General features: G+C 70.2%; 17 protein-coding genes and 1 tRNA gene. 11 read left to right on the forward strand and 7 right to left on the reverse strand.

Translation table 11 applies throughout. From position 1 onward, the window contains the following. Together BA895_RS12200 and BA895_RS12205 are read right to left on the reverse strand one after the other, a co-directional pair. A partial coding sequence (locus BA895_RS12200; RefSeq protein ID WP_175442305.1) for an AAA family ATPase occupies positions 1 to 1,484 on the reverse strand: 1,484 nt, incomplete at its 3' end. A gap of 176 nt (positions 1,485 to 1,660) precedes the next feature. Further along, on the reverse strand, positions 1,661 to 1,936 hold the full coding sequence (locus BA895_RS12205; RefSeq protein WP_070192187.1) for a hypothetical protein: 276 nt from the start codon (positions 1,934 to 1,936) through the stop codon (positions 1,661 to 1,663). Positions 1,937 to 2,188: 252 nt separating this feature from the next. On the opposite strand from BA895_RS12205, the gene BA895_RS12210 reads away from it, so the two are divergent. Genes BA895_RS12210 through BA895_RS12220 form a run of 3 tightly spaced genes read left to right on the forward strand, consistent with a single transcriptional unit; the run spans position 2,189 to position 4,708 of the window. Continuing rightward, the gene (locus BA895_RS12210; protein WP_083283280.1) at positions 2,189 to 3,187 is read left to right on the forward strand and encodes a diacylglycerol kinase family protein; all 999 of its coding nucleotides are present in this window, start codon (positions 2,189 to 2,191) and stop codon (positions 3,185 to 3,187) included. Continuing rightward, the gene (locus BA895_RS12215) at positions 3,180 to 3,989 is read left to right on the forward strand and encodes a phosphatase PAP2 family protein (protein ID WP_254666447.1); all 810 of its coding nucleotides are present in this window, start codon (positions 3,180 to 3,182) and stop codon (positions 3,987 to 3,989) included. Before BA895_RS12210 ends, BA895_RS12215 begins: the two co-directional genes overlap by 8 nt. Continuing rightward, positions 3,986 to 4,708 (forward strand): phosphatase PAP2 family protein, encoded by a 723-nt coding sequence (locus tag BA895_RS12220; protein WP_070192189.1) that lies wholly within the window; start codon positions 3,986 to 3,988, stop codon positions 4,706 to 4,708. Before BA895_RS12215 ends, BA895_RS12220 begins: the two co-directional genes overlap by 4 nt. A gap of 30 nt (positions 4,709 to 4,738) precedes the next feature. Here the strand turns inward: BA895_RS12220 and BA895_RS12225 are convergent, their stop codons facing one another. Further along, a complete protein-coding gene (locus tag BA895_RS12225) occupies positions 4,739 to 5,524 on the reverse strand; it encodes a DUF1206 domain-containing protein (RefSeq protein ID WP_070192190.1) in 786 nt (261 codons plus the stop codon). 253 nt (positions 5,525 to 5,777) lie between these two features. On the opposite strand from BA895_RS12225, the gene fdh reads away from it, so the two are divergent. From fdh to BA895_RS12250, 4 genes are read left to right on the forward strand one after another with little or no spacing between them, the layout of a single operon-like run. Beyond that, positions 5,778 to 9,113 carry a formate dehydrogenase gene (gene fdh, locus BA895_RS12235; RefSeq protein ID WP_254666448.1) on the forward strand — a complete coding sequence of 1,112 codons (3,336 nt, stop codon included), beginning with the start codon at positions 5,778 to 5,780 and terminating at the stop codon, positions 9,111 to 9,113. Between the two features lie 5 nt (positions 9,114 to 9,118). Beyond that, the gene (locus BA895_RS12240; RefSeq protein ID WP_070192192.1) at positions 9,119 to 10,276 is read left to right on the forward strand and encodes a 4Fe-4S dicluster domain-containing protein; all 1,158 of its coding nucleotides are present in this window, start codon (positions 9,119 to 9,121) and stop codon (positions 10,274 to 10,276) included. Then, entirely contained in the window at positions 10,273 to 11,418 is a 1,146-nt protein-coding gene (gene nrfD / locus BA895_RS12245) for an NrfD/PsrC family molybdoenzyme membrane anchor subunit (RefSeq protein WP_070192193.1), read from the forward strand. Before BA895_RS12240 ends, nrfD begins: the two co-directional genes overlap by 4 nt. Before the next feature lie 34 nt (positions 11,419 to 11,452). Continuing rightward, positions 11,453 to 12,745 carry an OFA family MFS transporter gene (locus BA895_RS12250; RefSeq protein ID WP_254666449.1) on the forward strand — a complete coding sequence of 431 codons (1,293 nt, stop codon included), beginning with the start codon at positions 11,453 to 11,455 and terminating at the stop codon, positions 12,743 to 12,745. 54 nt (positions 12,746 to 12,799) lie between these two features. Here BA895_RS12250 and selD read toward each other — a convergent pair whose 3' ends face one another. Further along, positions 12,800 to 13,795: a selenide, water dikinase SelD gene (gene selD, locus BA895_RS12255; RefSeq protein ID WP_070192194.1), complete on the reverse strand. Its 996-nt coding sequence runs from the start codon at positions 13,793 to 13,795 to the stop codon at positions 12,800 to 12,802. Positions 13,796 to 13,877: 82 nt separating this feature from the next. Here selD and BA895_RS12260 point away from each other — a divergent pair. From BA895_RS12260 to BA895_RS12270, 3 genes are all read left to right on the forward strand, one after another. Beyond that, positions 13,878 to 13,973 (forward strand) — tRNA-Sec (locus tag BA895_RS12260). 57 nt (positions 13,974 to 14,030) lie between these two features. Continuing rightward, on the forward strand, positions 14,031 to 15,332 hold the full coding sequence (selA, locus tag BA895_RS12265) for an L-seryl-tRNA(Sec) selenium transferase (protein ID WP_070192195.1): 1,302 nt from the start codon (positions 14,031 to 14,033) through the stop codon (positions 15,330 to 15,332). A gap of 2 nt (positions 15,333 to 15,334) precedes the next feature. Then, positions 15,335 to 17,284, forward strand: a complete 1,950-nt coding sequence (locus BA895_RS12270) for a SelB C-terminal domain-containing protein (RefSeq protein WP_070192196.1) — start codon at positions 15,335 to 15,337, stop codon at positions 17,282 to 17,284. 155 nt (positions 17,285 to 17,439) lie between these two features. On the opposite strand, the gene BA895_RS12275 is transcribed toward BA895_RS12270, so the two are convergent. Further along, positions 17,440 to 19,983, reverse strand: a complete 2,544-nt coding sequence (locus BA895_RS12275; RefSeq protein WP_070192228.1) for an RNA helicase — start codon at positions 19,981 to 19,983, stop codon at positions 17,440 to 17,442. A 167-nt stretch (positions 19,984 to 20,150) separates the two neighbouring features. Between BA895_RS12275 and BA895_RS12280 the strand changes: the two genes are divergently transcribed. Continuing rightward, positions 20,151 to 20,789: a LysE family translocator gene (locus BA895_RS12280; protein ID WP_175442306.1), complete on the forward strand. Its 639-nt coding sequence runs from the start codon at positions 20,151 to 20,153 to the stop codon at positions 20,787 to 20,789. A gap of 21 nt (positions 20,790 to 20,810) precedes the next feature. Here BA895_RS12280 and BA895_RS12285 read toward each other — a convergent pair whose 3' ends face one another. After that, entirely contained in the window at positions 20,811 to 22,139 is a 1,329-nt protein-coding gene (locus tag BA895_RS12285) for a molybdopterin-dependent oxidoreductase (protein WP_217493896.1), read from the reverse strand. Positions 22,140 to 22,349: 210 nt separating this feature from the next. Next, a complete protein-coding gene (locus tag BA895_RS12290; RefSeq protein WP_070192198.1) occupies positions 22,350 to 25,241 on the reverse strand; it encodes a LuxR family transcriptional regulator in 2,892 nt (963 codons plus the stop codon). Positions 25,242 to 25,384: the final 143 nt, after the last annotated feature.

A 25,384-nucleotide genomic window follows, 5' to 3' on the forward strand; every position in this document is an offset into this window, starting at 1 on the left:
AGCTCGATCGCCCGAGCCATTGCGTGGTCGATCGCGGTCCCGTTAGGTGGTGCGGCATCCAGATTCTCGTAGACGGACTCCTCGATTGCGTAGGTTGACCAGATCCGCACAGCGAGCGCGGGCTGAGTCTTCTCATCGACCAGGTGCAGGGCCATCTCGATGTACTTGGTGCCGTTCTCCGAGCCGAGCATGGGGTAGGCCAGCGTGTAGCAGAGCTCGGCCTTGGTGCGGCCGGTCAGCGCGTCGGCATCCGGCACGAGGTCCCACAGCTCGACGGCCCGGGTCAGGTGTGCCTCGGCTTCGTCGGCTCCGAGCTCGAAGGCCGCCATCCCGGCCCGGGTGGAGGCCACCAGAGAGTGGGGCAGGTCGCCCGAGGCGTTCCAGTGGAAAGCGCTCTCGAACAGGTCACCGATACTGACGGCGGAACCGCGGCCCACCCGTTCGTCGATCAGCCGCCCGTAAGTGGCGTGCAGACGGGCCCGTTCGCTCGGGATCAGTTCCTGATAGACGGCGTCGCGGATCAGGGCGTGGTGGAACACCAACTGGTCACCGCGCTGGTCGAGGACGTTGGCGTCGACCAGGGCACGAAGCCCGTCGTCGAACCGCTCCTCGGTCAGCCCGGCGGACCCCGCCATGTCGGTGAGCAAGGGGAGATCGATCCGGTTGCCGCCCACCGAGGACGCCCTCGCGAGTTGACGGGCATCCTCGGGGAGGGTGCGGACCCGGGTCAGAAGCAGATCCCGCAGCGAGGCCGGCACCCCCGTCCCCCCGTCGGCCAGGATCGCCTTGATGAACAGCGGGTTCCCCTGCGCCCGCCGGCCCAGCTCGACCAACACCTGCGGGTCGGCCGGCGCCGCGGTGCGCCGCTGAACCAAGGCTGCGGTGGCGACGGCGTCGAGCGGGCCGACGTCCAGTCGCGAGACGCCCACACGCCCGTCGAGCTCGGCCAGGCGCCGGCGGAAAGGGTGCTCCCGGGTCAGGTCATCGTCGCGGAAGGTCAACGCGAGCAGCAGCGGCTCACGGAACGACCGCACCAGAGCGAGAACGAAGTCCTGCGTCGACGGGTCGGCCCAGTGCAGGTCTTCGATCACCAGCAGCACCGGCCGACGCCTAGCGGCCTGAGTGAGCTCGGCGCGCAGCCGGTCGAACGTTGACTCGTTCAGGATGACGCTGGGCGGCGGCCCGGTCGCGGCCGTCGGGCTGCGCTGGGCAGCGGGTTGTTCAGGCGGCAGGTCGGCGAGGGCGTGCAGCACCGGGCCGAGCGGCACGGCGGCGTCGATGTCGAGACAGTGCCCCTCCAGCGGCGCGAGCCCAGCCGCGTGGGCCCGCCGCACCAGCGCGTCGACCAGCGTGGTCTTGCCGATGCCGGCGCTTCCGCAGACCACCAGTGTGCGACGCCCGCCGCCCGCAACCTCAGCCACGACCTCGTCGAAGCGCGCCAGCTCTCGCTCGCGCCCGTAGATGGCGTCGTCGCCACTGGTCATTCGGGCCCCTTTCGGGGTGAGCCGGGCGGCCGCTCGCCGCTCGGCTCTTCGAGAGTACGACCGTTGTCGTTGATGCACGAGCAGTTTCCGCACAGGTACGCCCGCCCTGGTGGCAACCGGGGCGGGCGCATCTCATGCTGCCTGGTGGGTCGAACCTCGTCAGGGCCACCACCTCGTCACCAGTCGCGGTGGCTGTGCATGACGATGGTCAGCTCGCTGTGCAACATCCGGCGGCCGGCCAGTGAGCTGGTGCTGCGCGCTTGGGCAGCGAGGTCGGCCATGGTGTCCTGCCACGCGATCTTGTCGGACGGGATGTGCTGGTTGGTTGGGGGGTCGGGCACCGGGCTCGCGGTGGCCGAGGCGATCGGGCCCACGGCCAGTGCGGAGGCCGCAGCGAGGGCGAGGACCATGCGGGTGGTGGAGGTGGTGGATGGGCGGCTGACCTGGAACATGAGGTTCTCCTTGGAAGGGTGCCAGTTCTGGCGACACCTCCACGATCGGTCGAGCGCCCCTCCCGCCACATCCGGAGGACTCCCTATCCTCGGCCGCGCGCCTCCCTATCTCTAGCGGACATCCCGGGACGCACCCGCTGGGGGCAGTGCCACCTCGGGCCCGCGGTGTGAGCCCGGCGCGATTCGGGGTACGACCCGTGGAGCGTCGCCGACGGCATCCGGCCGAATCGGTGCCCTGCCTAGGATCTCAGGATGCCCGACACCTCATCGTCCACCTCAGCGCAGCCGACCGCAGCACCCGGTGGTGCGCCCGCTCGACGGAGTCTCACCGTCGTGGTCAACCCGACGAAGGTCGACGACCTCAAGGCGGCCCAGGCCCTGCTCGCCGAGGTGTGTCAGCGCCACGGGTGGCACGAGCCGAACTGGGTGGAGACCACCGAGGATGAGACCGGCGAGCGGCAGAGCCGTGACGCAGTGGCGGCCGGCGCCGACGTCGTCGCGTCTCTCGGAGGCGACGGCACGGTGCGCGCGGTCGCCGCGGGGCTGGTGGGCACCGACGTGGCCCTGGGTCTGCTGCCGGCCGGTACGGGCAACCTGCTCGCCCGCAACCTCGGGCTCCCCATCGACTCGCTCGACCAGGCGGCGGAGGCGATGGTGGGCGGCTCTCAGCACCGGATCGACGTCGGGCTGGTGCGCCCCGGCGTGAATCAGCTCGCGGTCGCCGACGGCCAGGAGCGAGCCGACGACGAGGAGGTGTTTCTCGTCATGTGCGGGCTCGGGCTCGACGGCGAGGTCATGGCCGGCACCAACGAGAAGATCAAGGGCGTGCTCGGCTGGCCGGCCTACGCGATCGCCGCGGCCAAGCGCCTGGGTGGTCGTGGTTTCGTCGTGAAGGTCGACCACGCGCGGTCGGAGGACACCGTCGTGCGCCACTGCCGAACGGTGCTCGTCGGCAACTGCGGCACGCTGCAGGGGGGCGTCGAGCTGATGCCCGACGCGCGCCCCGACGACGGCATCCTCGATCTCGTCGTCGTGGCACCGCAAGGGCCGTTCGGCTGGCTCTCGGTGGTCGGTGCCGTCGCCACCCGGGGGCGGATCGGGCACCGGCGTCTGGATCGCCTGCGCAGCACCGCCTTCACCGTCGTGGCCAAGCGGCCGGTCGAGGCCGAGATCGACGGAGACCCCATCGGCGAGCACCGAGCTCTCGCGGTGCGGGTGCTTCCTGACGCATTGGTGGTGCGCAGTGGCTGAGCGCCGTGCCTCCGATGGGGGCGCCCAGGAGCTACCCTCCCAGCATCCGTCGACGGGTGAGCAGCGGATCGGGCGCGGAGGCCGAGTCGGCCGCCTGCTCAAGGCCGTCGGGTTCGGGCTGGCCTTCGCGGTGCCCGTCACCGTGCTGGCGTTCGTCGTTCGCGAGCGAGTCAGCCAGGTCATCGAGCTTGACGAGCGACTCGTGTCGGCTGCGACCGACATCACGCGCGACAATCCCTGGCTGCGCACGTTTCTGATCGGCTGGCAGGAGGCCACTCAGCCGAAGTGGCTCTACATCGCCGCCACCGCGGTCTGCGTCGTCGTGTGGAAGCGGCGCGGAAGCCCGACGCGGGCCGCGTGGGCCTTCGTGACGATGATGGTGGCCTGGAACCTGCAGCTCGTGCTCAAGGAGGTCGTGCGGCGGGCGCGGCCGATCGTCGCCGATCCGATCGAGCACGCTCCCGGCTTCAGCTTTCCGTCAGGCCATGTGGCCAACGCGGCGGCCATCGCGACAGCGATGGTGCTGCTGCTCTGGCCGTTCCTGGGGCGACGGGGGCGAGCGGCCAAGGTGGGGGGCGGCGTGGTGTTCGTCGTCGTCACCTGCCTCGACCGCGTCTTCCTCGGGGTCCATTACCCGTCTGACACCGCTGCTGGAGTGCTCTTCGGGGTGGGCCTCGTGACCGCTTCGTACCTCGGCTACCGCGGGTGGAACCCCGTGGCGCCGGATGACCCACCGCCCACCGAACCCGCACCACCACGCACGTCTGCCTACCCGCAGGGAACTCCGAAGGGACCACCATGACCACGAACGTGAAGCGTCGCGACACCGACTCCCGGCCGAGCTTCGTTGGGCGCTACGCGGCCGACGACTCGCGACCGGCGGTGGGGGAGGCCCTGCGCGACGTCGCCGTGCGCGTGCTCGCCCCGGCCGTCGCGCTCTTCGCCCTGATTCTCGGACTCGGCTTCGTGATCGTCGGCCCGCTGGGCGGCCTCAAGAGCGAAAACGCGCTTAGCAAGACCATCGCCGAGTCGCGAACCTCGCTCTGGAACTCGGTGACGGCGGTCTGGTCGCACATCGGCAACACGGAGATCATCATCGGCGTGTGTGTCGTGGTGGTGGTTGCCGTCTGGTGGCGCACCAAGCAGTGGTGGTACGCCGTGGTGCCCGCGATCGCCATCGCCGTGCAGGCCAGCGTGTTCGTGGCGGCCTCGGCGATCGTCGGCCGTGACCGACCTGACGTCGACAAGCTCGACCCGGCCCCGCCCACCTCGAGCTACCCGAGCGGACATGTCGGCGCCTCCACCGCCCTCTACCTGACGCTCGCGCTGATGGCTCAGGGGATCCAACGTGCTTGGCTGCGCAGGCTGGTCACCACCGTGTGCGTGGTGGTGCCTTTCCTGGTCGCCTTCGCCCGCCTCTACCGCGGGATGCACCACCTCAGCGACATCGCAGTCGGGGCGCTCAACGGCATCGTCTGTGCCCTGCTCGCTTGGAACTACCTCCGCCGCCGCCCAGCCTGAGGGCCGTCGGGCCTCACGCTCCCCGGACCGTCACACGTCGGCGTAGCGGGCCCGGCCGAAGGAGTACACCCCGTAGGCGACCAGGCCGAGCGCGACCACCGTGAGCAGCAGCTGACCGTACGGCGCGGCCAGCAGCGTGCGCAGGGCGCCGTCCAGTCCCTTGGCCTCGCTGGGCTTGTGCCGCACGGCGGCGACCACGAACAGGCCCCCGACGATGGCGAGCGCCACGCCCTTGGCCACGTAGCCGAACTGCCCGGCCCGCACCACCCATCGGCCTGGGTGCGACTCGAGGTCGTCGAGAAACATCTTCTTGACACCCTTGACGACGAGGTAAGCGCCGACTGCCACCACAGCGACTCCGACGGCTCCGACCAGCCAGACCCCGAACGGCTTGCCCATCAGGGTGGCGGTGAAGTCGGTCGACTGCTTCTTGCTCGAGCTCGACCCTCCGCGGGCGAAGGTGAAGGCCGACCACGAGAGCACGAGGTAGACGACGGCTTTCGCCGCGGCCTTGACGCGGTCGCTGGTCTCTGACGAACCGGTGACGGCCTCGGTCACCTGCCACAGCCCCAACCCGAGCCAGCCGACGACTGCGACCCAGAGCACCACCTTGCCCAACAGGTTCTCGGACAGGGTTCCCAGGGCGCCCGACTGGTCGGCGCTCGACGCCGAAGAGGCCCAGGCCAGCTGCAGGGCGATCACCCCGATGATGACGTGCAGCAGCCCGTTGACGGCGTAGCCGACCTTGGCGGCCGACTCCAGAGCAGGGTGGTCGCCGGCCGTACGTGACGCCGCCTTGACATCGTTGGAATCCATGGGTCGGGATCCTCTCCTGTGGTCCGGCCCGTGCGGGCTTCCAGGACCATACCCACTCGGGCCCGGATACGAGGGGGGCACGAGCCGCACCGCCTCGGCCGAGGCGCTGAGTAAGTTGGTGTGTCGCGCAGCGGGCGGGCGGGTTTGAACACCAGTATGTTTGCCAGAGCAGGATGCTGGGTAACCCGCTCTGGCCAGGCGCCTCCCGGCGTGGTGTGATGGTGACGTACTTCGATGAAGAAGGATGAGGTCGATGGATCCCAAGAAGACGTTCCTGTCGTGGCCCGTCGTACGGCAGCTGAGGTCGGGTGACTACCTCGGTCGAGGGCCGTCGGTCACCTCCAGGGCCACCCGCGAGCTCACGCCCCGCACGTCCACTGCCGACAAGGTGGTGCAGAGCATCTGCCCGTACTGCGCCGTCGGCTGCGGGCAGAAGGTCTTCGTCAAAAACGACCACGTCGTGCAGATCGAGGGCGACCCCGACTCACCCGTGTCGCGAGGGCGCCTGTGCCCCAAGGGTTCAGCGACCGAGCAGCTGGTCAACAACCCCGGCCGCCAGAAACAGGCCCTCTACCGTCGGCCCGGCGGGCACGACTGGGAGCCGATCGAGCTCGAGACCGCTGTGTCGATGATCGCCGACCGGTTCGTCAAGAGCCGGAAGCGCACCTGGCAGGACACCGACGAGCACGGCCGCCCGCTACGACGCACCATGGGTATCGCCTCCCTCGGCGGAGCGACGCTCGACAATGAGGAGAACTACCTCATCAAGAAGCTCTTCACCGCAGCTGGAGCGATCCAGATCGAGAACCAGGCGCGTATTTGACACTCCTCCACGGTCCCCAGTCTGGGGTCCTCGTTCGGACGTGGCGGCGCGACGCAGTATGTGCAGGACCTGTCCAACAGTGACTGCATCGTCATCCAGGGCTCCAACATGGCCGAGTGCCACCCGGTGGCCTATCAGTGGGTGACCGAGGCGCGCCTCAAGGGCGCCAAGGTGATTCACATCGACCCGCGCTTCACGCGCACCTCGGCGACGGCTGACAAGCACATTCCGATCCGGGCCGGCAGCGACGTCGTTCTGCTGGGCGCCGTCATCAACCACATCCTGGCCAACGACCTGTACTTCAAGGAGTACGTCGTCTCCTACACCAACGCGGCGACCATCGTCAGCGACGACTTCCGCGACACCGAAGACCTCGAGGGCCTCTTCTCCGGCTACGACGACCAGAAGGGCAGCTACTCGCAGGACACGTGGGCCTACGCGACAGACGACGGCTCGGGCGACGACTCGGCTGGAGCCCTCGGGACGATCGGCGGTCCGGCCGCGCAGCACGAAGACGGCGAGGTCGCGTCGGATCGTGCGGCCGGTCACGAGCACGGTTCCGGCGGTCCGCCTCTGGAGCACGCCCGGGTCAAGCGCGACGAGACGCTGCAAGACCCCAACACGGTCTTCCAGATCCTCAAGCGGCACTACGCCCGCTACACCCCGGAGATGGTGCGCGACACGTGCGGCATCTCGGTCGACGACTTCGCCTACCTGGCCAAGGCGGTGACCGAGAACAGCGGTCGCGAACGCACCACGGCCTTCGTGTACGCCGTGGGCTGGACCCAGCACACCCTGGGGGCCCAGTTCATCCGCACGGCGGCGATCGTGCAGCTGCTGCTCGGCAACATGGGCCGTCCCGGCGGTGGGATCATGGCGCTACGGGGGCACGCGAGCATCCAGGGCTCGACCGACATCCCGACGCTCTACAACATCCTGCCCGGCTACCTCGCGATGCCGGTCGCCGGCCTGCACGACACGTGGGACGACTACATCGCTGCCATCGGCAGCAAGCAGCAGAAGGGCTTCTGGGCCAACGCCGACACGTATGCCGTGAGCTTCATGAAGTCGTGGTGGGGCGAGAAGGCGACGGCCGCCAACTCCTGGGCCTACGACTACCTGCCGCGGCTCTCCGGTGCCCACGGCACCTACCAGACGACGATGGCCATGCTCGACGACGAGGTCGAGGGCTACTTCCTGCTGGGGCAGAACCCGGCCGTCGGTTCGGCCCACGGCCGCATGCAGCGACTGGCCATGTCGCACCTGAAGTGGCTGGTGGTGCGTGACTTCGCGATGATCGAGTCGGCGACGTTCTGGAAGGACGGCCCAGAGATCGCGACGGGCGAGCTGGTCACCGAAGACATCGACACGGAGGTGTTCTTCCTGCCGGCCGCGGCGCACACCGAGAAGAGCGGCTCCTTCACCCAGACCCAGCGGATGCTGCAGTGGCACCACCAGGCGGTGACGCCCAAGGGCGACTGCCGCAGCGAGCTCCAGTTCTTCCATGAGCTGGGTCAGCGCCTCCGAGCGCTGTTGGCCGACTCGACCGACGAGCGCGACCGTCCGCTGCTCGACCTGACCTGGGACTACCCGGTCGACGAGCACGGCGAGCCCGATGCGGAAGCCGTACTCGCCGAGATCAACGGCTATCACCTCACCGGCGACCAGGCCGGGCAGCCGCTCTCGTCCTTCACCCAGATGAAGGCCGACGGCTCGACCTCGGGTGGGTGTTGGATCTACACCGGTGTCTACGCCGGCGGGGTCAACCAGGCCGCCAACCGCAAGCCGGGCCGGGAGCAGAACCTCACGGCCCTCGAGTGGGGCTGGGCGTGGCCGGCGAACCGGCGCATCCTCTACAACCGGGCGTCGGCCGACCCGGAGGGCAACCCCTGGAGCGAGCGCAAGAAGTACGTCTGGTGGGACGCCGACGAAGGCAGGTGGACCGGAAACGACGTGCCGGACTTCCCGGTCACGAAGGCTCCGAGCTATCGGCCCGAGCCGGGCACGGGCGGGCCGGACGGCCTCGCCGGTGACGACCCGTTCATCATGCAGGCCGACGGCAAGGGCTGGCTCTTCACGCCGAAGGGGATGCTCGACGGCCCCCTGCCCAGCCACTACGAGCCCCAGGAGTCACCGGTTCGCAACCCGCTCTACGCGCAGCAGTCCAACCCGGCGCGCAAGGTCTTCCCGCGCAAGGACAACCTCTGGAGCCCCTCGGGTGGGGAGCCCGGGTCAGACGTGTACCCCTTCGTGTTCACGACCTACCGGCTCACCGAGCACCACACCGCCGGCGGCATGAGCCGGTGGCTGCCCTACCTGTCGGAGCTGCAGCCGGAGTTCTTCTGCGAGATATCTCCCGAGCTCGCGCAGGAGCGCGGCCTGACCAACGGCGGCTGGGCCACCATCGTGTCGGCCCGCACGGCGATCGAGGCCCGGGTGATGGTCACCGAGCGCATGACGCCCCTGATGATCAGCGGGCACACCGTCCATCAGATCGGGCTGCCCTATCACTGGGGAGTCGGCAACAGCGCCGTCGTCAGTGGCGACGCCGCCAATGACCTGTTGGGGGTGGCGCTCGACCCCAACGTGCAGATCCAGGAGAGCAAGGCCGGCTCCTGCGACATCCAACCGGGTCGTCGACCGACCGGTGAGGCGCTGCTGCGGCTGGTCGCCGAGTACCAGTCGCGTTCCGGCACGACGACCGAGACGGGCAACCAGCTGCGCACCGGTCACCCGGCATCCACCCCCGACACGATGGGAGGCTGAGCCTGATGGACTTCTGGCGCAACCAGCTGTCCGGCCCGACGAACCCCTCCGTGGACGCGGCCTGGAAGGACGGAGAGCCCCGTAAGGGCTTCTTCACCGACACGTCCATCTGCATCGGGTGCAAGGCCTGCGAGGTGGCCTGCAAGGAGTGGAACGCCATCCCCGAGGACGGGCTCGACATGTTGAGCCAGTCGTACGACAACACCGGCGCGCTCGGCGCGAGCACCTGGCGTCACGTCGCCTTCGTCGAGCAGTCGAGCGACCGCATCGAGCAGGCCCGCGAGTCAGGTCGTCGCCTCGTCGAGCTCGGGATGCCGTCACTGCGCTCACGCGAGGGCTCGGATGCCGTTGGGGCGCCGGGCGGTTCGCCGCTGGGTACCGCTGCGACGATGCCGCAGACGAACGGCAGCCTCGCGGTGGCCGACGTGCCCGCCCTTCCCGACATGCGGTGGCTCATGTCGTCAGACGTGTGCAAGCACTGCACGCACGCCGCCTGTCTCGACGTGTGTCCGACGGGTTCTCTCTTCCGCAGCGAGTTCGGCACCGTCGTCGTGCAGGACGACATCTGCAACGGCTGTGGCTACTGCGTGGCAGCGTGCCCCTTCGGGGTGATCGAGCGGCGCAAGGGCGACGAGGGGCACGAGAACGGCAAGCAGTCGCACGGCATCAGCATCCGGGGCTCGTCGTCCGCGTCGGTGGTTGACGCCACGACGTCGACCACCCAGTCGGTGGGGTCGGCCCACGCCGCCAACAGTGGCTTCGCCAACAATGGTGAGGTCAAGAACGTCGGCATCGCGCAGAAGTGCACGCTCTGCTACGACCGTCTCGGTGACGGCCAGACACCGGCGTGTGCCCAGGCGTGCCCGACGACCTCGATCAAGTTCGGTGACCTCGCCGACATGCGGGCGGCCGCGCAGGAGCGCGTGGCGCAGCTGCACGGTCAGGGTTTCACCGAGGCGCGGCTCTACGGCGCCGACCCCAACGACGGGGTCGGTGGCACCGGATCGGTGTTCCTGCTTCTTGACGAGCCCGAGGTCTACGGGCTGCCCCCGGACCCACGGGTGACGACGGCCGACCTGCCCGACATGTTCCGCAAGGCGGGCTACGCCGCCCTCACCATGATGGCCATGGCCGCAGCCGCCTTCGTCAGGAGGCGGCCATGACGACCAACCCGTTCGACGCTGACCGTCCGCCGGAGCGTCAGAGCCGACGCGGCGGTGGCCGCCGACGCGGAGGCGGTTCGGGGGCCTCAAGCAACGACTCGAATGGCAGTCAGGCTGGTCGCCGACGCACTGACGAGTCGGTGATGGTGCCCGAGGTCAGCTTCGACAGCTACTACGGCCGGCACATCGTCAAGCCGGCCCCGTGGGAGAAGGAGGTCGCGGCCTATCTGTTCCTCGGTGGAGTGGCCGGCGGCTCGGCCCTGCTCGCCGCGGGCGGCTCGGCCCTGAACTACCCCGCGCTGCGTCGGGTTGGACGCCTCGGCGCGGTCGCGGGCGCGGCGCTCGGCGGCGCGGCCCTGGCCAAGGACCTCGGCAAGCCCAGCCGGGCGCTGAACATGATGCGCACGGTCAAGCTCACCTCGCCCATGTCGGTCGGCACCTGGATCCTCACCGCGTTCGGTGGCTTCTCGGGAGTGGCGCTCGCGTCCGAGCTGGGCGGCATCCTGCTCGACGGCGGTTCCGGCGAGAACCCCACGGGTGGCTCGGCGGTGGCCTTGCTCTCGCGGGCCCTGAAGCTGGCCGACGGCCCGGCCACGGTCGGCTCGGCCCTGTTCGGTGCCCCCCTCGCGGCCTACACCGCCGTGCTGCTCTCCGACACAGCGACGCCCACGTGGCACGAGTCGTACCACGAGCTGCCGTTGGTCTTCGTCAGCTCGGCCAACCTCGCCTCGGCCGGGCTGGCCCTGATCGCCGTTCCCACCAGCCAGAACGGCCCGGCCCGCAAGCTGGCCGCGCTCTCGGCGGTCGTCGAGCTCGCCGCGTTCGAAGTCATGCAGCACCGGATGGGGGCGACGCTCTCGGAGCCGCTGCGCACCGGCAAGGCCGGCAAGCTGCTGCGGCTGAGCCGTGCCCTCACCGTGGGCGGCGCTGTCGGCGCGGTCACCCTCGGCTCGAACCGGGTGGTGGCCGCCGTGAGCGGTCTGTCGCTGATGGCGGCCTCGGCCCTTACGCGATTCGGCGTGTTCGACGCGGGGATCGTGTCGGCGATCGACCCGAAGTACACGGTCGAACCTCAACGCGAGCGGTTGGAGCGCCGCCGGGCCGCCGGCGCCACTCACGACTCGATCACGACGGCCCGCTGAGCCGCGTTATTTCCCCCTCGATGAAGGAGAGCTCGTGAGCAGCAAAGACGTGCAGCAGTCCGGTACCAACGCCACGGGCGGCAACCGGTGGGTCATCCTCGTGGCCGCGGTGCTGGTGCAGCTGGCCATCGGCGCGGTCTACGCGTGGAGCGTCTTCGCCAAGGCGATGCAGAGCGCAGACGCGTTCGGCTGGTCGAAGTCGCAGGCGGCGGTTCCCTTCGAGGTGGCCATCGGCATGATCTTTCTCGGCAGCTTCATCGGCGGACGGATCCAGGACAAGCGTGGTCCCCGGGTCGTCGCGTTGACCGGCGGCGTCATCTACAGCGTCGGGATCGTGATTGCCTCCTTCGCCGACAAGGACAGCTTCTGGATCCTGATCGTCGGCTACGGCATCCTCGGCGGTTTCGGTCTCGGCATGGTCTACATCGTGCCGATCGCCATGCTGCAGAAGTGGTTCCCTGACAAGCCCGGCCTCATCACGGGCATCGCCGTCGCGGGCTTCGGCTTCGGTGCCGTGATCACCTCGCCCCTGGGTCAAAGCCTCATCGCGCGCGACCCGTCCATGCCGACCAAGGCCTTCCTCCCCCTAGGTATCGGCTATCTCGTCGCGATCGTGCTCGGCGCCAGCTTCTTCCGTAACCCAGCCGCGCCTCCCGCTGGCAGCACCGCAGCTGCCACGGCATCCAGCCCGAAGACGGAAGCTCAGGCCGATGCGGACTACACCACGGAGGAGGCACTGCGCACGCCGCAGTGGTACCTCCTGACCGGCATCCTCACCCTCAGTGTCACTGCGGGAATCTCCCTCATCGCCGTGGCCGCCAGCAGTGCGACCGACGTGGCGGGCTTCTCGGCGACCGGGGCGGCCAGCCTCGTCGGTGTGCTGGCCATCTTCAACGGTGGCGGCCGCATCCTGTGGGGCTGGGTGTCCGACCGCATCGGGAAGATGCCGGCCTTCATGGGCATCCTCGGCATCCAGGGCGTCTGCCTGCTGCTCATCCCGCACATCTCCTCGACCGTGATCTTCGCGATCCTCGCCGCCCTCATCTACACCTGCTACGGCGGGGCCTTCGGCACCATGCCCTCCACGGCAGGCCGCTTCTTCGGCGTGCGCAACGCCGGAGGCATCTACGGGCTGATGCTCATCGGCTGGAGCCTCGGCGGCATCTTCGGCCCGCTCCTCATCGCGGCACTCATCGGGGAGGAGAAGGCCTACACCGTCGGCTTCACCGTGATCGGCATCATCGCGCTCGTCGGGATGGTGCTCCCGCTCATCACCAAGAAGCCGGCCCCCAGGCAGCACCAAAGCAGCGACCCGGTCGTCAGCTGACTCGTCGGGCCTGGCTCTCCGGTTTGGCTCTGCGTCGGCGCGGGGAGCCGGGTCTCACCTCACACGCATGATGTGGGCCCCCTGGGGGACCAGCTCACCGATGACGACCCCGCCGGGTACCTCTCCGGCGATCAGGAGCCCGCCGCTCGTCTGCGCGTCGGCGAGCAGCAACAGCTCGTCCTCGCCGACGGAGGCGTCGAGGTGCGGCCGCACCCAGTCGAGGTTGCGGCGGCTGCCGCCGGGCACGAAACCGTCGCGCAGCGAGCTTCGCACCCCGTCGAGGTAGGGCACGGAGGCCGCGTCGATGACGGCAGTCACCCCCGACGCACGAGCCATCTTGAAGAGGTGCCCGAGCAGGCCGAAGCCCGTGACGTCGGTCGCGGCCAGCACCCCGGCGGCCAGCGCGGCCACACTGGCCTGGTCGTTGAGGGCCACCATCGAGGCGATCGCATGGTCGAACACTTCGCCGGTGGCCTTGTGGCGGTTGTTGAGCACGCCCACGCCGAGCGGCTTGGTGAGGCTGATCGGCAGCCCGGGGCGGGCGGCATCGTTGCGCAGCAGATGATCCGGGTCGCCGATGCCCGTGACCGCCATGCCGTACTTCGGCTCCGGATCGTCGATGCTGTGACCACCAGCGACAGGGCAGCCGGCGGACGCCGCGACGTCGAGGCCACCGCGGAGCACCTCTGCCGCCAGTTCCAGGGGCAGCACGTCGCGGGGCCAGCCGAGGAGGTTGACGGCCAGCACCGGGTGCCCGCCCATGGCGTAGATGTCGGAGAGCGCGTTCGCGGCCGCGATCCGCCCCCAGTCGTAGGCGTCGTCGACGACGGGGGTGAAGAAGTCGGCGGTCGCCAGCACTGCGACACCACCGGCAATGCGCACCGCAGCGGCGTCGTCGCCGTCGTCGAGACCGACGAGCAGGTCGGGATGCGCCACACCGGTCAAACCCTGGACCATGCGCTCGAGGTCACCCGGGGGGATCTTGCAGGCGCAGCCACCGCCCTTGGCGAACTGGGTCAGTCGGACAGCGGCCTGCAGTGCGGCATCCATGACCTGACCCTAGGCCGTCGCGTCGGATGGCCGGCGGGGGAGGCCGGGCGCGGGTGGGTACGGGTGGGTACGGTGTGGTGGTGGAGGTGTCTGGGCACCTGGTGGTCCCCCCGGTCTTCAACACCGGTGAGGCCGAGCATCTCGGCCTGGCGGGTTCGATTCCCGTCCACCTCCGCCATGACGACTGACGGGTAACGGATGACGCGGAATCTCGGGTTCCGCGGAGGAGGCAGCAGTGTCGCAGCCCGACCCGCGCCGACTCATCCCGCGCACCGACACGCTGCTGGCCCTCCCGGTGTTCGTCGAGGCCGCCGCTCGGCTCGGTGACGCGGTGGTGCGGGCGGCCATCGTGACCGCTCAGCAGCAGGCTCGCGACGGCCAGATCGCTCCCGAGGCGGTCGCCGACGCTGCCCGCGCCGGGCTGCCGACGAGCTCGACGACCCTGGAGCCAGTGCTCAACGCCACCGGCATCGTGGTGCACACCAACCTCGGTCGCGCCCCCCTGTCGTCGGGGGCGGTCGCGGCGCTCGTGCGGGCGGCCGGCTACGTCGACGTCGAGTTCGACCTCGCGACGGGCGCGCGGGCACGCCGCGGCCGCGGCACCCTCGAGGCATTGCTCGAGCAGGTACCGACGGCGGGTGACGCCCTCGTGGTGAACAACGGCGCCGCGGCCCTCGTGCTCGCCACGACCGCCCTCGCCGCAGGACGCGAAGTGGTGGTCAGCCGCGGCGAGCTCGTCGAGATCGGGGACGGGTTCCGGCTGCCCGACCTGATCGAGTCGACCGGCGCGCGGCTGCGCGAGGTCGGCACGACCAACCGCACGCACCTGGCCGACTACGCCGCTGCTGTCGGCCCCCACACGGGCTGCATCCTCAAGGTGCACCCGAGCAACTTCCGCGTCGCGGGGTTCACCTCCGCCGTGGGCCTCACCGAGCTGGCGACGCTCGGGGTGCCGGTCGTCATGGACATCGGCAGCGGGTTGTTGACGTTCGACTCGTCGACGCCCGAGGAGCCCGACGCTACAAGGGCGCTCGCCGCCGGTGCCACGGTCGTGACCGCGAGCGGCGACAAGCTGCTCGGCGGTCCGCAGGCGGGGCTCGTGCTCGGCGACCGGCAGGTGGTCGAGCGACTGCGCCGGCATCCCCTCGCTCGCGCCCTGCGCGTCGACAAGCTGACCCTGGCGGCGCTCGAGGCCACCCTGCGGGGGCCGGTGGTGCCGGTACAGGCCTACCTGCACGCCGACTCCGCCGTTGTGCGCGCCCGCACCGAGCGCCTCGCTGCCGCCCTGGGTCGCGAGGTCGTCGACGTCGTCGGTGCCGTCGGCGGTGGCGCTGCTCCCGGGATGCCGCTGCCCGGGTGTGCGGTCGAGCTTCCCTCCCGATGTGCCGAGGCCCTTCGCCTCCGCCGTCCTGTCGTCGTCGCGCGGGTCGAGCGGGGACGCTGTCTCGTCGACCTGCGCTGTGTCCCGGCCGACGACGACCTGTTGGTGGAAAGCGCCATCCGCGCGGTGCTCGACGCTCCCGACAGCGGTGGCTGAGCGTGGCCGTCATCGCCACTGCCGGCCACGTAGACCACGGTAAGTCGGCTCTCGTTCGGGCCCTGACCGGGATCGAGCCCGACCGGTGGCAGGAGGAGCGCCGCAGGGGCATGACGATCGACCTCGGCTATGCGTGGACGACACTGCCCTCCGGCGCCGAGGTGGCCTTCGTCGACGTGCCGGGCCACGAGCGCTTCATCGGCAACATGATCGCCGGTCTCGGGCCGGTTCCGGCCGTGCTCTTCGTCGTCGCAGCCGACGAGGGGTGGCGCCAGCAGTCGGAGGAGCATCTCACGGCCGTCGAGGCTCTCGGCCTGAAGCACGGGCTGCTCGTGGTGACCCGCTCCGACCTCGCCGACCCTGACGCCGCCCTCGGTGCAGCAGCGGAGCGGTTGCAGGCTGCCGGTCTCGGCGGGTGGGAGGCGAGGGCGGTGTCGGCGCGAACCGGGCAGGGGCTGCCCGAGCTGCGCTCCGCCCTCGACCGTCTCGTCGCAGGCCTGCCCGAGCCGGAGACCGACGCTCCGGCGAGGCTGTGGGTCGACCGCAGCTTCACCGTGCGCGGCAGCGGCACCGTCGTCACGGGCACTCTCGGCCAGGGACGCATCGGCGTGGGTGACCGCCTGCGGCTCGTCACCCAGCACGAGACGGAGCGCGTGCTTACCGTGCGCGGCCTGGAGTCACTGGGGCGGCCGCGTGAGGAGGTGTCCTCGGTGGCGCGGGTGGCCCTCAACCTGCGTGGAGTGAGTGCCGACGAGATCGGCCGGGGCGATCGGCTGGTCGGCGCCGGAGCCTGGCACACGACAGCGGTGGTCGACGTCGAGCTCACCGTGGTCGGCGCCGGGGGAGGGCACGAAGGTTCGGGAGCAGGGCAGGTCGGGCAGCCGGTTGGGCTGCAGGTTGGGCAGGTCGAACGAGGTCAGGCGACGGCGCTGCCCACCCACGTCATGGCTCACGTGGGAACCTTGGCCATCGAGGCGCGGGTACGCCCGCTGGCACCAGCGGACGCGCCAAGCTCGACGAGCCTCTCGACCTCCTCGAGCAGCACGGCGCGGCTGACCTTCGGTCGGGCCCTGCCGCTGCGCCCCGGTGACCGGCTCATCCTGCGTGACGCCGGAGCTCGGCGGGGGCTGGCCGGGGCCCGTGTGCTCGACACCGACCCACCCGGCCTTTCTCGGCGAGGATCGGCCGCCCGGCGTGCCCTCGACCTCGCCGCCCTGTCAGCGGGGCCCGACCTCGATCGCGAGGTCGGGCGACGGGGGGCGATGACGGTCGCCGACGCCCTCACCCTCGGCCACCGCCTCGAGACGATTCCCGACGAAGAGACGGGCCCTGCCGCCGGTGCGCTCGACGATGCGTCGAAAGTGCACCGTCGAGGGGCCTGGCTCGTCGACGCCGCACAGTGGCTCGACTGGGTACAGGCGCTTCGAGCCGGCGCCGAGAACCAGGCCCGCACCGACCCACTTCAACCCAGCCTCTCGCTGGAGGCGGCCCGCGCCGCGGTCGGCGTGCCCGACCGCGCGTTGCTGGCGAGGCTGGCCGTGGAGTCGGGCCTCGAGGTGGTCGACGGCCGGGTCGGGCTTCCGGGAGTCCGGGCGGCCCTCGACCCGCGCACAGAGGCCGGCCTCCAGGCGATCGAGCAGCGGTTACAGGGCGCGCCCTACGCGGCCCCCGAGCAGCACGATCTCGACGCCGCCGGTCTGGGGCCCCGACAGCTGGCTGCGGCCGAGAAGGCCGGACGCGTTCTCCGGCTGCCCGGCGAGGTCGTGCTGCTTCCCTCGGCCCCGGCCCGGGCGATGCGGGTGCTGGCAGCCCTGCCTCAGCCCTTCACGACGAGCGAGGCCCGTCAGGCCCTCGACTCGACCCGGCGCACCGTGGTGCCCCTGCTCGAGCACCTCGACGGGCGCGGCTGGACCAGGCGCCTCGACGGCACCCATCGTGAGGTGCGTCGCTGAAGCGGTGACGGGACGCGACGGCAGGCAGTGGCGCCGGTTGGTGGTGTGCACGGGGCGACGCCTGAGTCCCTCCCGCCGTCGCCCCGTGGTCCTGCCCCCATAGTCCGTTCGGAGCAGTGCGAAGGGCGGATTGGTGCCGCCACAGAGTTTCTCGGTCAGCCGCCGAGACGTTCGAACCCGGTCACGATCAGCACCGCAGCCCCCACATCGTCGGATGCCGTGAGGTCGACGTGCGCGACGACCGCCCAGTCGTGGTCGCCGTCGGGGTCGACGACGACCTGCCGCAGCCGCCACTCCGTCGGGGTCTTCTCGATCTGCAGCAGGGCCGGGGAGCGCGCCGCCTGGTCGGTCGCGATGGAGTCGTGGTCGTCGTAGTAGGCACCGAGGGCGTTGTTCCAGGCCTCGGTCGTCATGACGACCTTCTGCGGCGGGTCGGTGAGCTCGGCCACCCGGGCCTCGAGCTCGCCGAGAGCCTCCCAGTGGTCGCGCGACGCGAGCTCGACCCGGTGGAACATCGCGTTGCGGATCATCACGGTGAAGGCCCGCACGTTGCCGGTCAGCGGCCGCGTGGGTGGCGCGAGGTCGCCCGCCTGCGGCAGGGCGGCATCCGGGTTGACCAGGTCTTCCCACTCGTCGAGCAGGCTCGAGTCGGTCTGGCGAACCAGCTCACCCAGCCACTCGATGACGTCCTCGAGCTCGTCGGTGCGGTGGGTCTCAGGCACCGTGTGACGCAGCGTGCGATAGGCGTCGGTGAGGTAGCGCAGCAGCAGCCCCTCCGACCGCGACAGCCCGTAGACCGAGACGAACTCGTTGAAGGTCATGCCCTGTTCGAACATCTCGCGCACGATCGACTTCGGCGACAGGGCGTCGGGCGAGATCCAGGGGTGGGTCTGCCGGTAGGTGCCCAGGGTGGCCTCGAGCAGGTCGGCGAGCGGCTTCGGCCAGCTGACCTCATCGAGGCGCTCCATCCGTTCCTCGTACTCGATGCCGTCGAGCTTCATGGCGGCGACCGCCTCGCCACGCGCCTTCGACTCCTGGGCCCACAGCACCTGCCGGGGGTTCTCGAGGATCGCCTCGATGACCGACACGAGATCCTTGGCGTAGCTCTCCGACTCGGGATCGAGAGTGTCCATGACGGCCAGGGCGAACGGCGCCAACGGCTGGTTGAGGGCGAAGTCGCGCTGGAGGTCGATGGTGAGGGCGTGGCGACGGCCCGACGCCTCGGCGACCGGCAGCCGCTCCACGACCCCTGAGCTGAGCAGCTCGCGGGCCAGCACGAGGGCGTGCTTCTGCAGGCGCCGCTGGTCTTTGGGCTCATGGTGGTTGTCGGTGAGCAGGCGCGACATGTGGGCCACCGGGTTGCCTTCTCGGCCAAGGATGTTCACCAACATGGAGTGCGAAACGCGCATGCGCGGCTGCAGCGGTTCGGGGTCAGAGTTGATGAGGCGGTCGAACGTCTCCTCCGACCAGCTGATGAAACCCTCCGGCGGCTTCTTGCGCTGGATCTTGCGTTGCTTCTTGGGGTCGTCACCCGCCTTCTCCACGGCCCGGTGGTTCTCGATGACGTGCTCCGGCGCCTGGGCCACCACCCAGCCCCGGGTGTCGAACCCGGCCCGGCCGGCACGACCCACGATCTGGTGGAACTCGCGCACCTTGAGCATCCGCTGCTTCGTGCCGTCGAACTTGGTCAGGCCGGTCAGAACGACAGTGCGGATCGGCACGTTGATGCCGACGCCGAGGGTGTCGGTGCCGCAGATCACCTTGAGCAGGCCGTCCTGGGCGAGCTGTTCGACGAGCCGCCGGTACTTGGGCAGCATCCCGGCGTGGTGCACCCCGATGCCGTTGCGCACCAGCCGCGAGAGGGTGCGGCCGAACCCCGAGCCGAACCGAAAACCGCCGATGCGGGCCGCGATGGCGTCGCGCTCCTCCCGGCTGGTGATCTTGACGGCGAGAAGGCTCTGGGCGCGTTCGAGTGCGGACGCCTGCGTGAAGTGCACGACGTAGACGGGCGCGCGATCCTGCGCGAGCAGCTTCTCGATGGTCTCGTGCATGGGGGTCAGCACGTACGAGAACTCCAGCGGCACGGGCCGTTCGGTGCCGGCGATGACCGCGGTCGAGCGGCCGGTGCGGCGGGTGAGGTCGTCCTCGAACATGGTCACGTCGCCGAGGGTGGCCGACATCAGCACGAACTGCGCCTGCGGGAGCTCGATGATCGGCACCTGCCACGCCCAGCCGCGGTCGGGTTCGCTGTAGAAGTGGAACTCATCCATGACGACGAGGCCGATGTCGGCCGAGCTGCCTTCGCGCAGAGCGATGTTCGCGAGGATCTCGGCGGTGCAGCAGATGATCGGGGCATCGCCGTTGACCGTGGCGTCACCGGTGATCATGCCGACGTTGTCGGCGCCGAACTGCTCACAGAGGGCGAAGAACTTCTCCGAGACCAGCGCCTTGATCGGGGCGGTGTAGAAGCTGACCCGGTCTTCGGCCAGGGCGTAGAAGTGAGCGGCCGTGGCGACGAGCGACTTTCCCGACCCGGTCGGCGTGGCCAGGATGAGGTTGCTGCCGCTCAGGATCTCGAGAAAGGCATCGTCCTGGTGGGGGTAGAGAGTCAGGCCTCGCTCGGTCGTCCACGCGGTGAACCGCTCGTAGAGCGCGTCGGGGTCGGGGTCCCGCGGGATGCGCTCGCTGAGGTTCTTCACCACGTGAGTATGCCGCCCCGCCGACGCCGGCTCCCAAACGGTCGATCCGACCTCGCCACCACCAGCCCTGCAAGGGCGTGGGTATCAGCCGGGCGCTCACGGCGCTCTGGCTCATGGGGCCGCGGCTGCGGTCCCGTGCGGGCGAAGCGGACGGGGACGGGGGCGGAATGACGACACCGGTGTCGTTCGACTTCGTTGTCGCGACGCTGGCCTTGCTGGCAGTGCCCGGGCCGTCCGTCGTGTTCGTCGTGACGAGGGCGCTCTCGCACGGCCGGGCGGCCGGCTTCTTCTGCCTGATCGGGCTCGAGGCGGGGCTGATGGTGCACGTCATACTGGTGACCGTCGGCGTCGGTGCCCTGCTGGCCGCCTCCGGCCCGGCGCTCACGGTGCTGCGCACGGCCGGGGTGTCCTGCCTCGTGGTCCTCGGGCTGAGGCAGATCTTCGCGCCCGTCGCCGTCGGTGGCGCCACGACGGCCGCGCACCGATCCGGCCGGTGGGTCCTGGCCCGTGACGCCTTCGTCGTTGACCTGTTCAACCCGCAGACCCTGCTGCTCCTGCTCGCCTTCCTGCCTCAGTTCACCTCGCGTCAGCCGGCGCCGGCGCCCGGCTCGATGGTTGTTGTCGGATTGTGCGTGCTCGGCCTCGCGGTCGTCTGCGACACGGCCTGGGTCGTGGCCTGCACGAGCGGCTTCGTGCGCCGTTCGGCCGCGACGCGGCTGTCCTGGCTGGGGGAGGGGTCCCGCCGGTCTGCCGTGGCGAGGGGCGCGGTCTACCTCGGCCTGGCCGGCTGGGCGTTGATCGGGTGAGCCGCCGCATCGAGGCGCCCACTACGAGGGGAGGACGATGGTACGAGTGATCTGTTGGTTGGCCTCCCAGTACGTACGCCGGTCGGCGATGACCGGGTCGTCCGGCTTCGGCTGAACCGCTCCGTTCACGTCGATGGCGCGGGAGGCGACGGTGTGGCGCCCGGATCGGGCCCGACCCCAGTCGAAGGTCCACAGCTTCCAGGCCAGTCCCTGGTCCGGGTCTCCGTGTCGACCGCCCTTGACCACACGGGCCTGGCGCCACGGGCCACCGTCGATGGAGACCTCGACGCGGGCGATGGTGCCACCCCAGGCGACCCCGATGACCTGGTACCGGCTCCGTCCGCCGGTGCTGTTTCGGGTGACCTTGGCCGGTGCCGACTTCAGCCGGTAGCGGCCGACGGTCTCGAAGCTCCACGTCACCTTGCCCAAGGCGTCGGTCTGCTCGCGGAACGTCACGTAGTCACGGGCCATGAACCGCCCGGCGTAGCGATGGTCGATCAGCTCGATGCGCGAAAGCCACTTCACGTTCGCGACGCCGTACCAGCCAGGGGCGATGAGGCGCACCGGGTAGCCGTGCTCGATGGGCAGCGGCCGGCCGTTCATCTCGTAGCAGAGGAGGTTGCCGGGCGCCATGGCCTCCGCCACGGTCATGCTGCGCGCGAACTGCTCGTTGATGGTGATGTCCCAGCGGTCGGGGTTGTCGGGGTCCGGTGTGCCGGTGCCCGTGGACCCCGGGCTGATGACGCCCGAGTCGTCGCGGATCGTGACGGCGCCGGCGTCGGTTCCCCAGAACACGACCTCCGTGGCCGATGCCATGGGTTTCGCGCTCTTCAGCAGAGGGGCCAGGGGTGCCCCGCCCCACACGGCGTTGCCGATGCCGCCGATGAACGGGGGAAAGGCGGTGTTGCCAGCGCACTCCAACGTGAACTCCACCCGCTCACGCGGACGCGACGTCAGGCTGGCCAGCGACAGCGAGCGAGGGCGAGCGACGAGGCCGTCGATGCCGAGTCGCCAGGTGACCGGGTCGATCACCGGCTGGTTGTAGTGGCTGACGAAGAAGAAGTTGTCAGTGGGTGTGAGACGGGTCGAGAGCTCGTCCCAGACCAGCTGCTGGCCGATGCCGTTGCCCGGCGGGAAGGGAGGCGGTTGGTCCTCCCAGAGGACAACCTCGTCGTCGGGGCCGCCAGGAAAGCTCTCGGGCGGATCTCCCTGGTTTCGCAGCCACGGTACCGATTCAGCACTCCCGGTGCCGAGGGCCTGCGCCGACCCCGAGACCTGCAAGACCGACATTCCGGCGGCAGCGGTCCCTCCGGCCAGAAGGCCGCGGCGAGTGAGTGAACCTGTGGTCATTTCGAGCTCCCTTCGATGCGTTCGAGGCGACGATCGACCCCCCTCCACGTTCGCTGACGCCACCCCTTGGCCGCATCGGGCAAAATCCCTATTCTCAGCCTCCGACCTCCCCAATCCTCGCCGTGTGCCACCGTCGCCCGGTGGTCGGCTGTGGGCCGGTGGTCGGCTGTGGGCCGATCCGCCGCCGGACGCATCGGGCTGACGAGAGCGTCAGCCGTCGCGTTGCCGCTCCGCCGCTCGAGCCAGGGCGGCCGCCTCGCCGCGGTTGGCCACGCCCAGCTTCGCGAGCACGTTGCCGACGTGCGTGCTCGCGGTCTTCTCAGTGATGAACAACGCCTCGGCGACGGCGCGGTTCGTGGCACCGCCGACGACGAGCGCGAGTACCTCACGCTCTCGGGGGGTGAGCCGGTCGAGGGGTCCGGGGGCGTCATGTTCGAGGGGAAGTGGCACGCGGAACCGTCTGGCCGCGAGGGCGGCCTGCCCCTGGAGCCACCCGGCACCCATCGACCGGGCCTCATGCCAGACCACGGCGAGCAGATCCTTGCCGTCGTCGCGCTCGCCGTGCTCCAGCTGTGCCCGAGCCAGCTCGAGTCTTGGCCGCAACGAGGTGTACCGACCGAAGCGGGCCGCAACCTCGACGGCCCGTCGCCACTGAGGGATGCTCGAGCGGCCGGTCAGCCTGGTCTTCTGTGCCTGCGCCATGAACAGGTGCATCCCGTACTGGCTGCTCGTCCAGTCGGTGGTGGCGTGGTTGTTGGCCAGCTCCAGCGAGGTCTCCGCCAACCGGACGAGCTGGGCGCTCGGTGCGGTTCTCGTGGCCGCAGCCAGCGCCAGCGCCCGGTAGGCATAGTCGCAGGCCAGCGCCTGCTCCAGAGGGGAGTCGCTCGAGCCGACCTCAGCCAGCATGGACTCGGCCGCGCTCAACGCGCGACCGGGGTCACTCAGGGCTTCGCAGATCTCGATGAGGCGCGGTGAGTGATGGACCCCCGGTTCGTTGGCGTGGTCGGCGAAGGCCGCCTCCTCGAGCGCCAGGGCACCGCGCATGTCTCCCCGCGCGATGCGCAGGCGCGACCGCGTCCACCGCAGTCGCCACTCGAGCCTTGGCGAGACACAGTGGGTCTCGAACAGGGCCTCCGCTTCGTCGAGATGGCCTTGGCCTACCAGAATCGCCACCTCCTGCTCGGCGCCGAACGCGACGAAGCGAGAGACCCCGGCTCGCGTCGCATCCTCGCGGACCCGGCGTGAGAGGGCGGCGGCCTCGTCGAGCGCACCGGAGAGAAAGAGGTAGAGCGCCAGCTCGCCGGAGGCCTCGAGCGCGGCGCCCAGCTCGCCGGCCCTCTTGGCCGCGCGCACGGCCTGCCTGTGCACGTCCAGCGACTCGCTGCATCGGCCGAGAAACCACAGTGGCTCGGAGAGCTCCCACAGCGCCTCGCTGACCAGGTCATCGGCCCCGATCGCCCGGGAGGCGTCCAGTCCCCGCGTCGCGAACCCGAGGGCTTCGACGTAACGGCTGACGCGGCATCCGTGGAAGGCCGACGCGAGCAGGGCCTCGGCGAGCTCACGACTCGGCGTCACGCCGGCCAGCCCCACGGCACGGTCGAGAGCCGTACGACGACTCATCAGGGCCGGTACGTCACCCCATTGGCTTCCGATGGCGGTGTAGACCCGGCACGCCGTCAGGGGGTCACCGTCTGGTTCGAGCAGGTCGACGGCCTGTCGCAGCAGGCCGTGCACCCGGTCACGGACCCCTTCGTTGGCCAGCACCCGGGCTGCCAGGCGCGGGAGGTCGGCCTTGGCGAGACCCGTGCGCGCGGCAGCATTGGGCACTCGGTCCCACAGCTCGAGGGCGCGCTCGAAGTGGTCGGCCGCCGCAGCCGAGCCGTACTGCTTGCCTGCCGCACCGGCCCAGACCGAGGCCTCGAGGGCGAGGGGCCAGTCGTGGGCGCCCGTCGCGTGCAGGGCGAGGGAGGCGCCATAGCGCCAACGGCGGTCGGTCGCCCCGGTCTCGACCCGACCGCGGAGAACCCGCGCGTACGCTTCGTGCAGCCCGACGAGCTCTCCGGGCAGTAGGTCGTCGTGCACCGACTCCCGGAGCAGGGCGTGGCGGAAGGTGAAATGGTCGCCGCGACGTGTGACGACATTGGTTTCGAGCATCTCGGTGATCGCCGAGGTGAACCTCTCCCCGTCGAGGGTGGAGGCCTCCTGAAGGACCTCGAGATCGAGGTGGCTGCCGCCCACCGAGGCGAGTCGGGCGAGCCGGGCCGTGCTCGGTGAGAGCCGTTCGACGTGGCGGAGCAGCAGGTCGTGCAGGAGGGCGGGGACACCCGGTTCATCGGCCGCGACCAGCTCCTCGATGTAGAGCGGGTTGCCGTCTGAACGGGTCAGCAGGCTGGCGAGCTCGTCTGCGTCGGGGGGCCGGCCCGAACGGCGAACGACCAGCTCGTGAACGTCGTGCCGGGCCAGGCCCTCGAGGTCGAGGCGCACCGTTCCCCGGCTTCTGGTGAGCTCCACCAGCGCCGTCCCGAACGGGTGACCGCTGGTCAGGTCGTCGGCCCGGAAGGTCAGAACGAGCAGAAGCGGTGCGCGGCCGGTGCGCAGCAGCCCGAGCACGAAGTCCCGCACCGAGGCGTCGGCCCAGTGGAGGTCCTCGAGCACGAGCACGAAAGGCGCCTGGCCTGCGAGCACCTCGGATGCCGCGAGGAGAGACTCCAGAGAGGCGGACATCCACCGTGGTTCGGATACCAGCCAGCCAGTGCGGGCCAACGTGGAGTTGGAGTCGGCGGTGCTCAGCTGGGTGTGAACGTCGCGCAACGCCTCGACGGCGGGCCCGAACGGTGCGCCCGTCGCGAGGTCGAGGCAGTGACCGACCGCACAGATCAGTCCCATCGCGCGACATCGCTCCACGAGGACGTGGACCAAGGTCGTCTTTCCGATGCCGGCGTCACCGCCGATGAGGAGGCCGCGAACCCTGGGCTCACCCTCTTGTACGTCCGCGTCTGCGTGCTCTTCTGCGTCGCGGAGGACGGCATGGAGCAGCTCGTCGACGAGACCGATCTGCGCGTCTCGGCCGATGGGTACCTCGTGCTGCGACGACCTGACCATCCGCGACTCCCAGGCCGAGGAGGGGTGCGGTGCTGTTCGACCTGCCGCTCAGCATAGGAGCGCTTGGTGGCCATGTGCACAGGACGGCCGAACCTGCTGCGTTCCCGGCGCCGACACGACTGTGGATCGTGCGTTCGGTGGGC

This window comes from Humibacillus sp. DSM 29435 (assembly GCF_001758225.1).
Classification (GTDB): Bacteria; Actinomycetota; Actinomycetes; order Actinomycetales; family Dermatophilaceae; genus DSM-29435.

Bases quoted from the DNA above. Each gene is read 5' to 3' on its own strand.
- nrfD (WP_070192193.1), top strand. From the start codon at position 10,273: ATGACGACCAACCCGTTCGACGCTGACCGTCCGCCGGAGCGTCAGAGC.
- BA895_RS12280 (WP_175442306.1), top strand. From the start codon at position 20,151: ATGACGACACCGGTGTCGTTCGACTTCGTTGTCGCGACGCTGGCCTTG.
- BA895_RS12240 (WP_070192192.1), top strand. From the start codon at position 9,119: ATGGACTTCTGGCGCAACCAGCTGTCCGGCCCGACGAACCCCTCCGTG.
- BA895_RS12290 (WP_070192198.1), bottom strand. From the start codon at position 25,241: ATGGTCAGGTCGTCGCAGCACGAGGTACCCATCGGCCGAGACGCGCAG.
- BA895_RS12220 (WP_070192189.1), top strand. From the start codon at position 3,986: ATGACCACGAACGTGAAGCGTCGCGACACCGACTCCCGGCCGAGCTTC.
- BA895_RS12205 (WP_070192187.1), bottom strand. From the start codon at position 1,936: ATGTTCCAGGTCAGCCGCCCATCCACCACCTCCACCACCCGCATGGTC.
- BA895_RS12210 (WP_083283280.1), top strand. From the start codon at position 2,189: ATGCCCGACACCTCATCGTCCACCTCAGCGCAGCCGACCGCAGCACCC.
- BA895_RS12225 (WP_070192190.1), bottom strand. From the start codon at position 5,524: ATGGATTCCAACGATGTCAAGGCGGCGTCACGTACGGCCGGCGACCAC.
- selD (WP_070192194.1), bottom strand. From the start codon at position 13,795: ATGGATGCCGCACTGCAGGCCGCTGTCCGACTGACCCAGTTCGCCAAG.
- BA895_RS12285 (WP_217493896.1), bottom strand. From the start codon at position 22,139: ATGACCACAGGTTCACTCACTCGCCGCGGCCTTCTGGCCGGAGGGACC.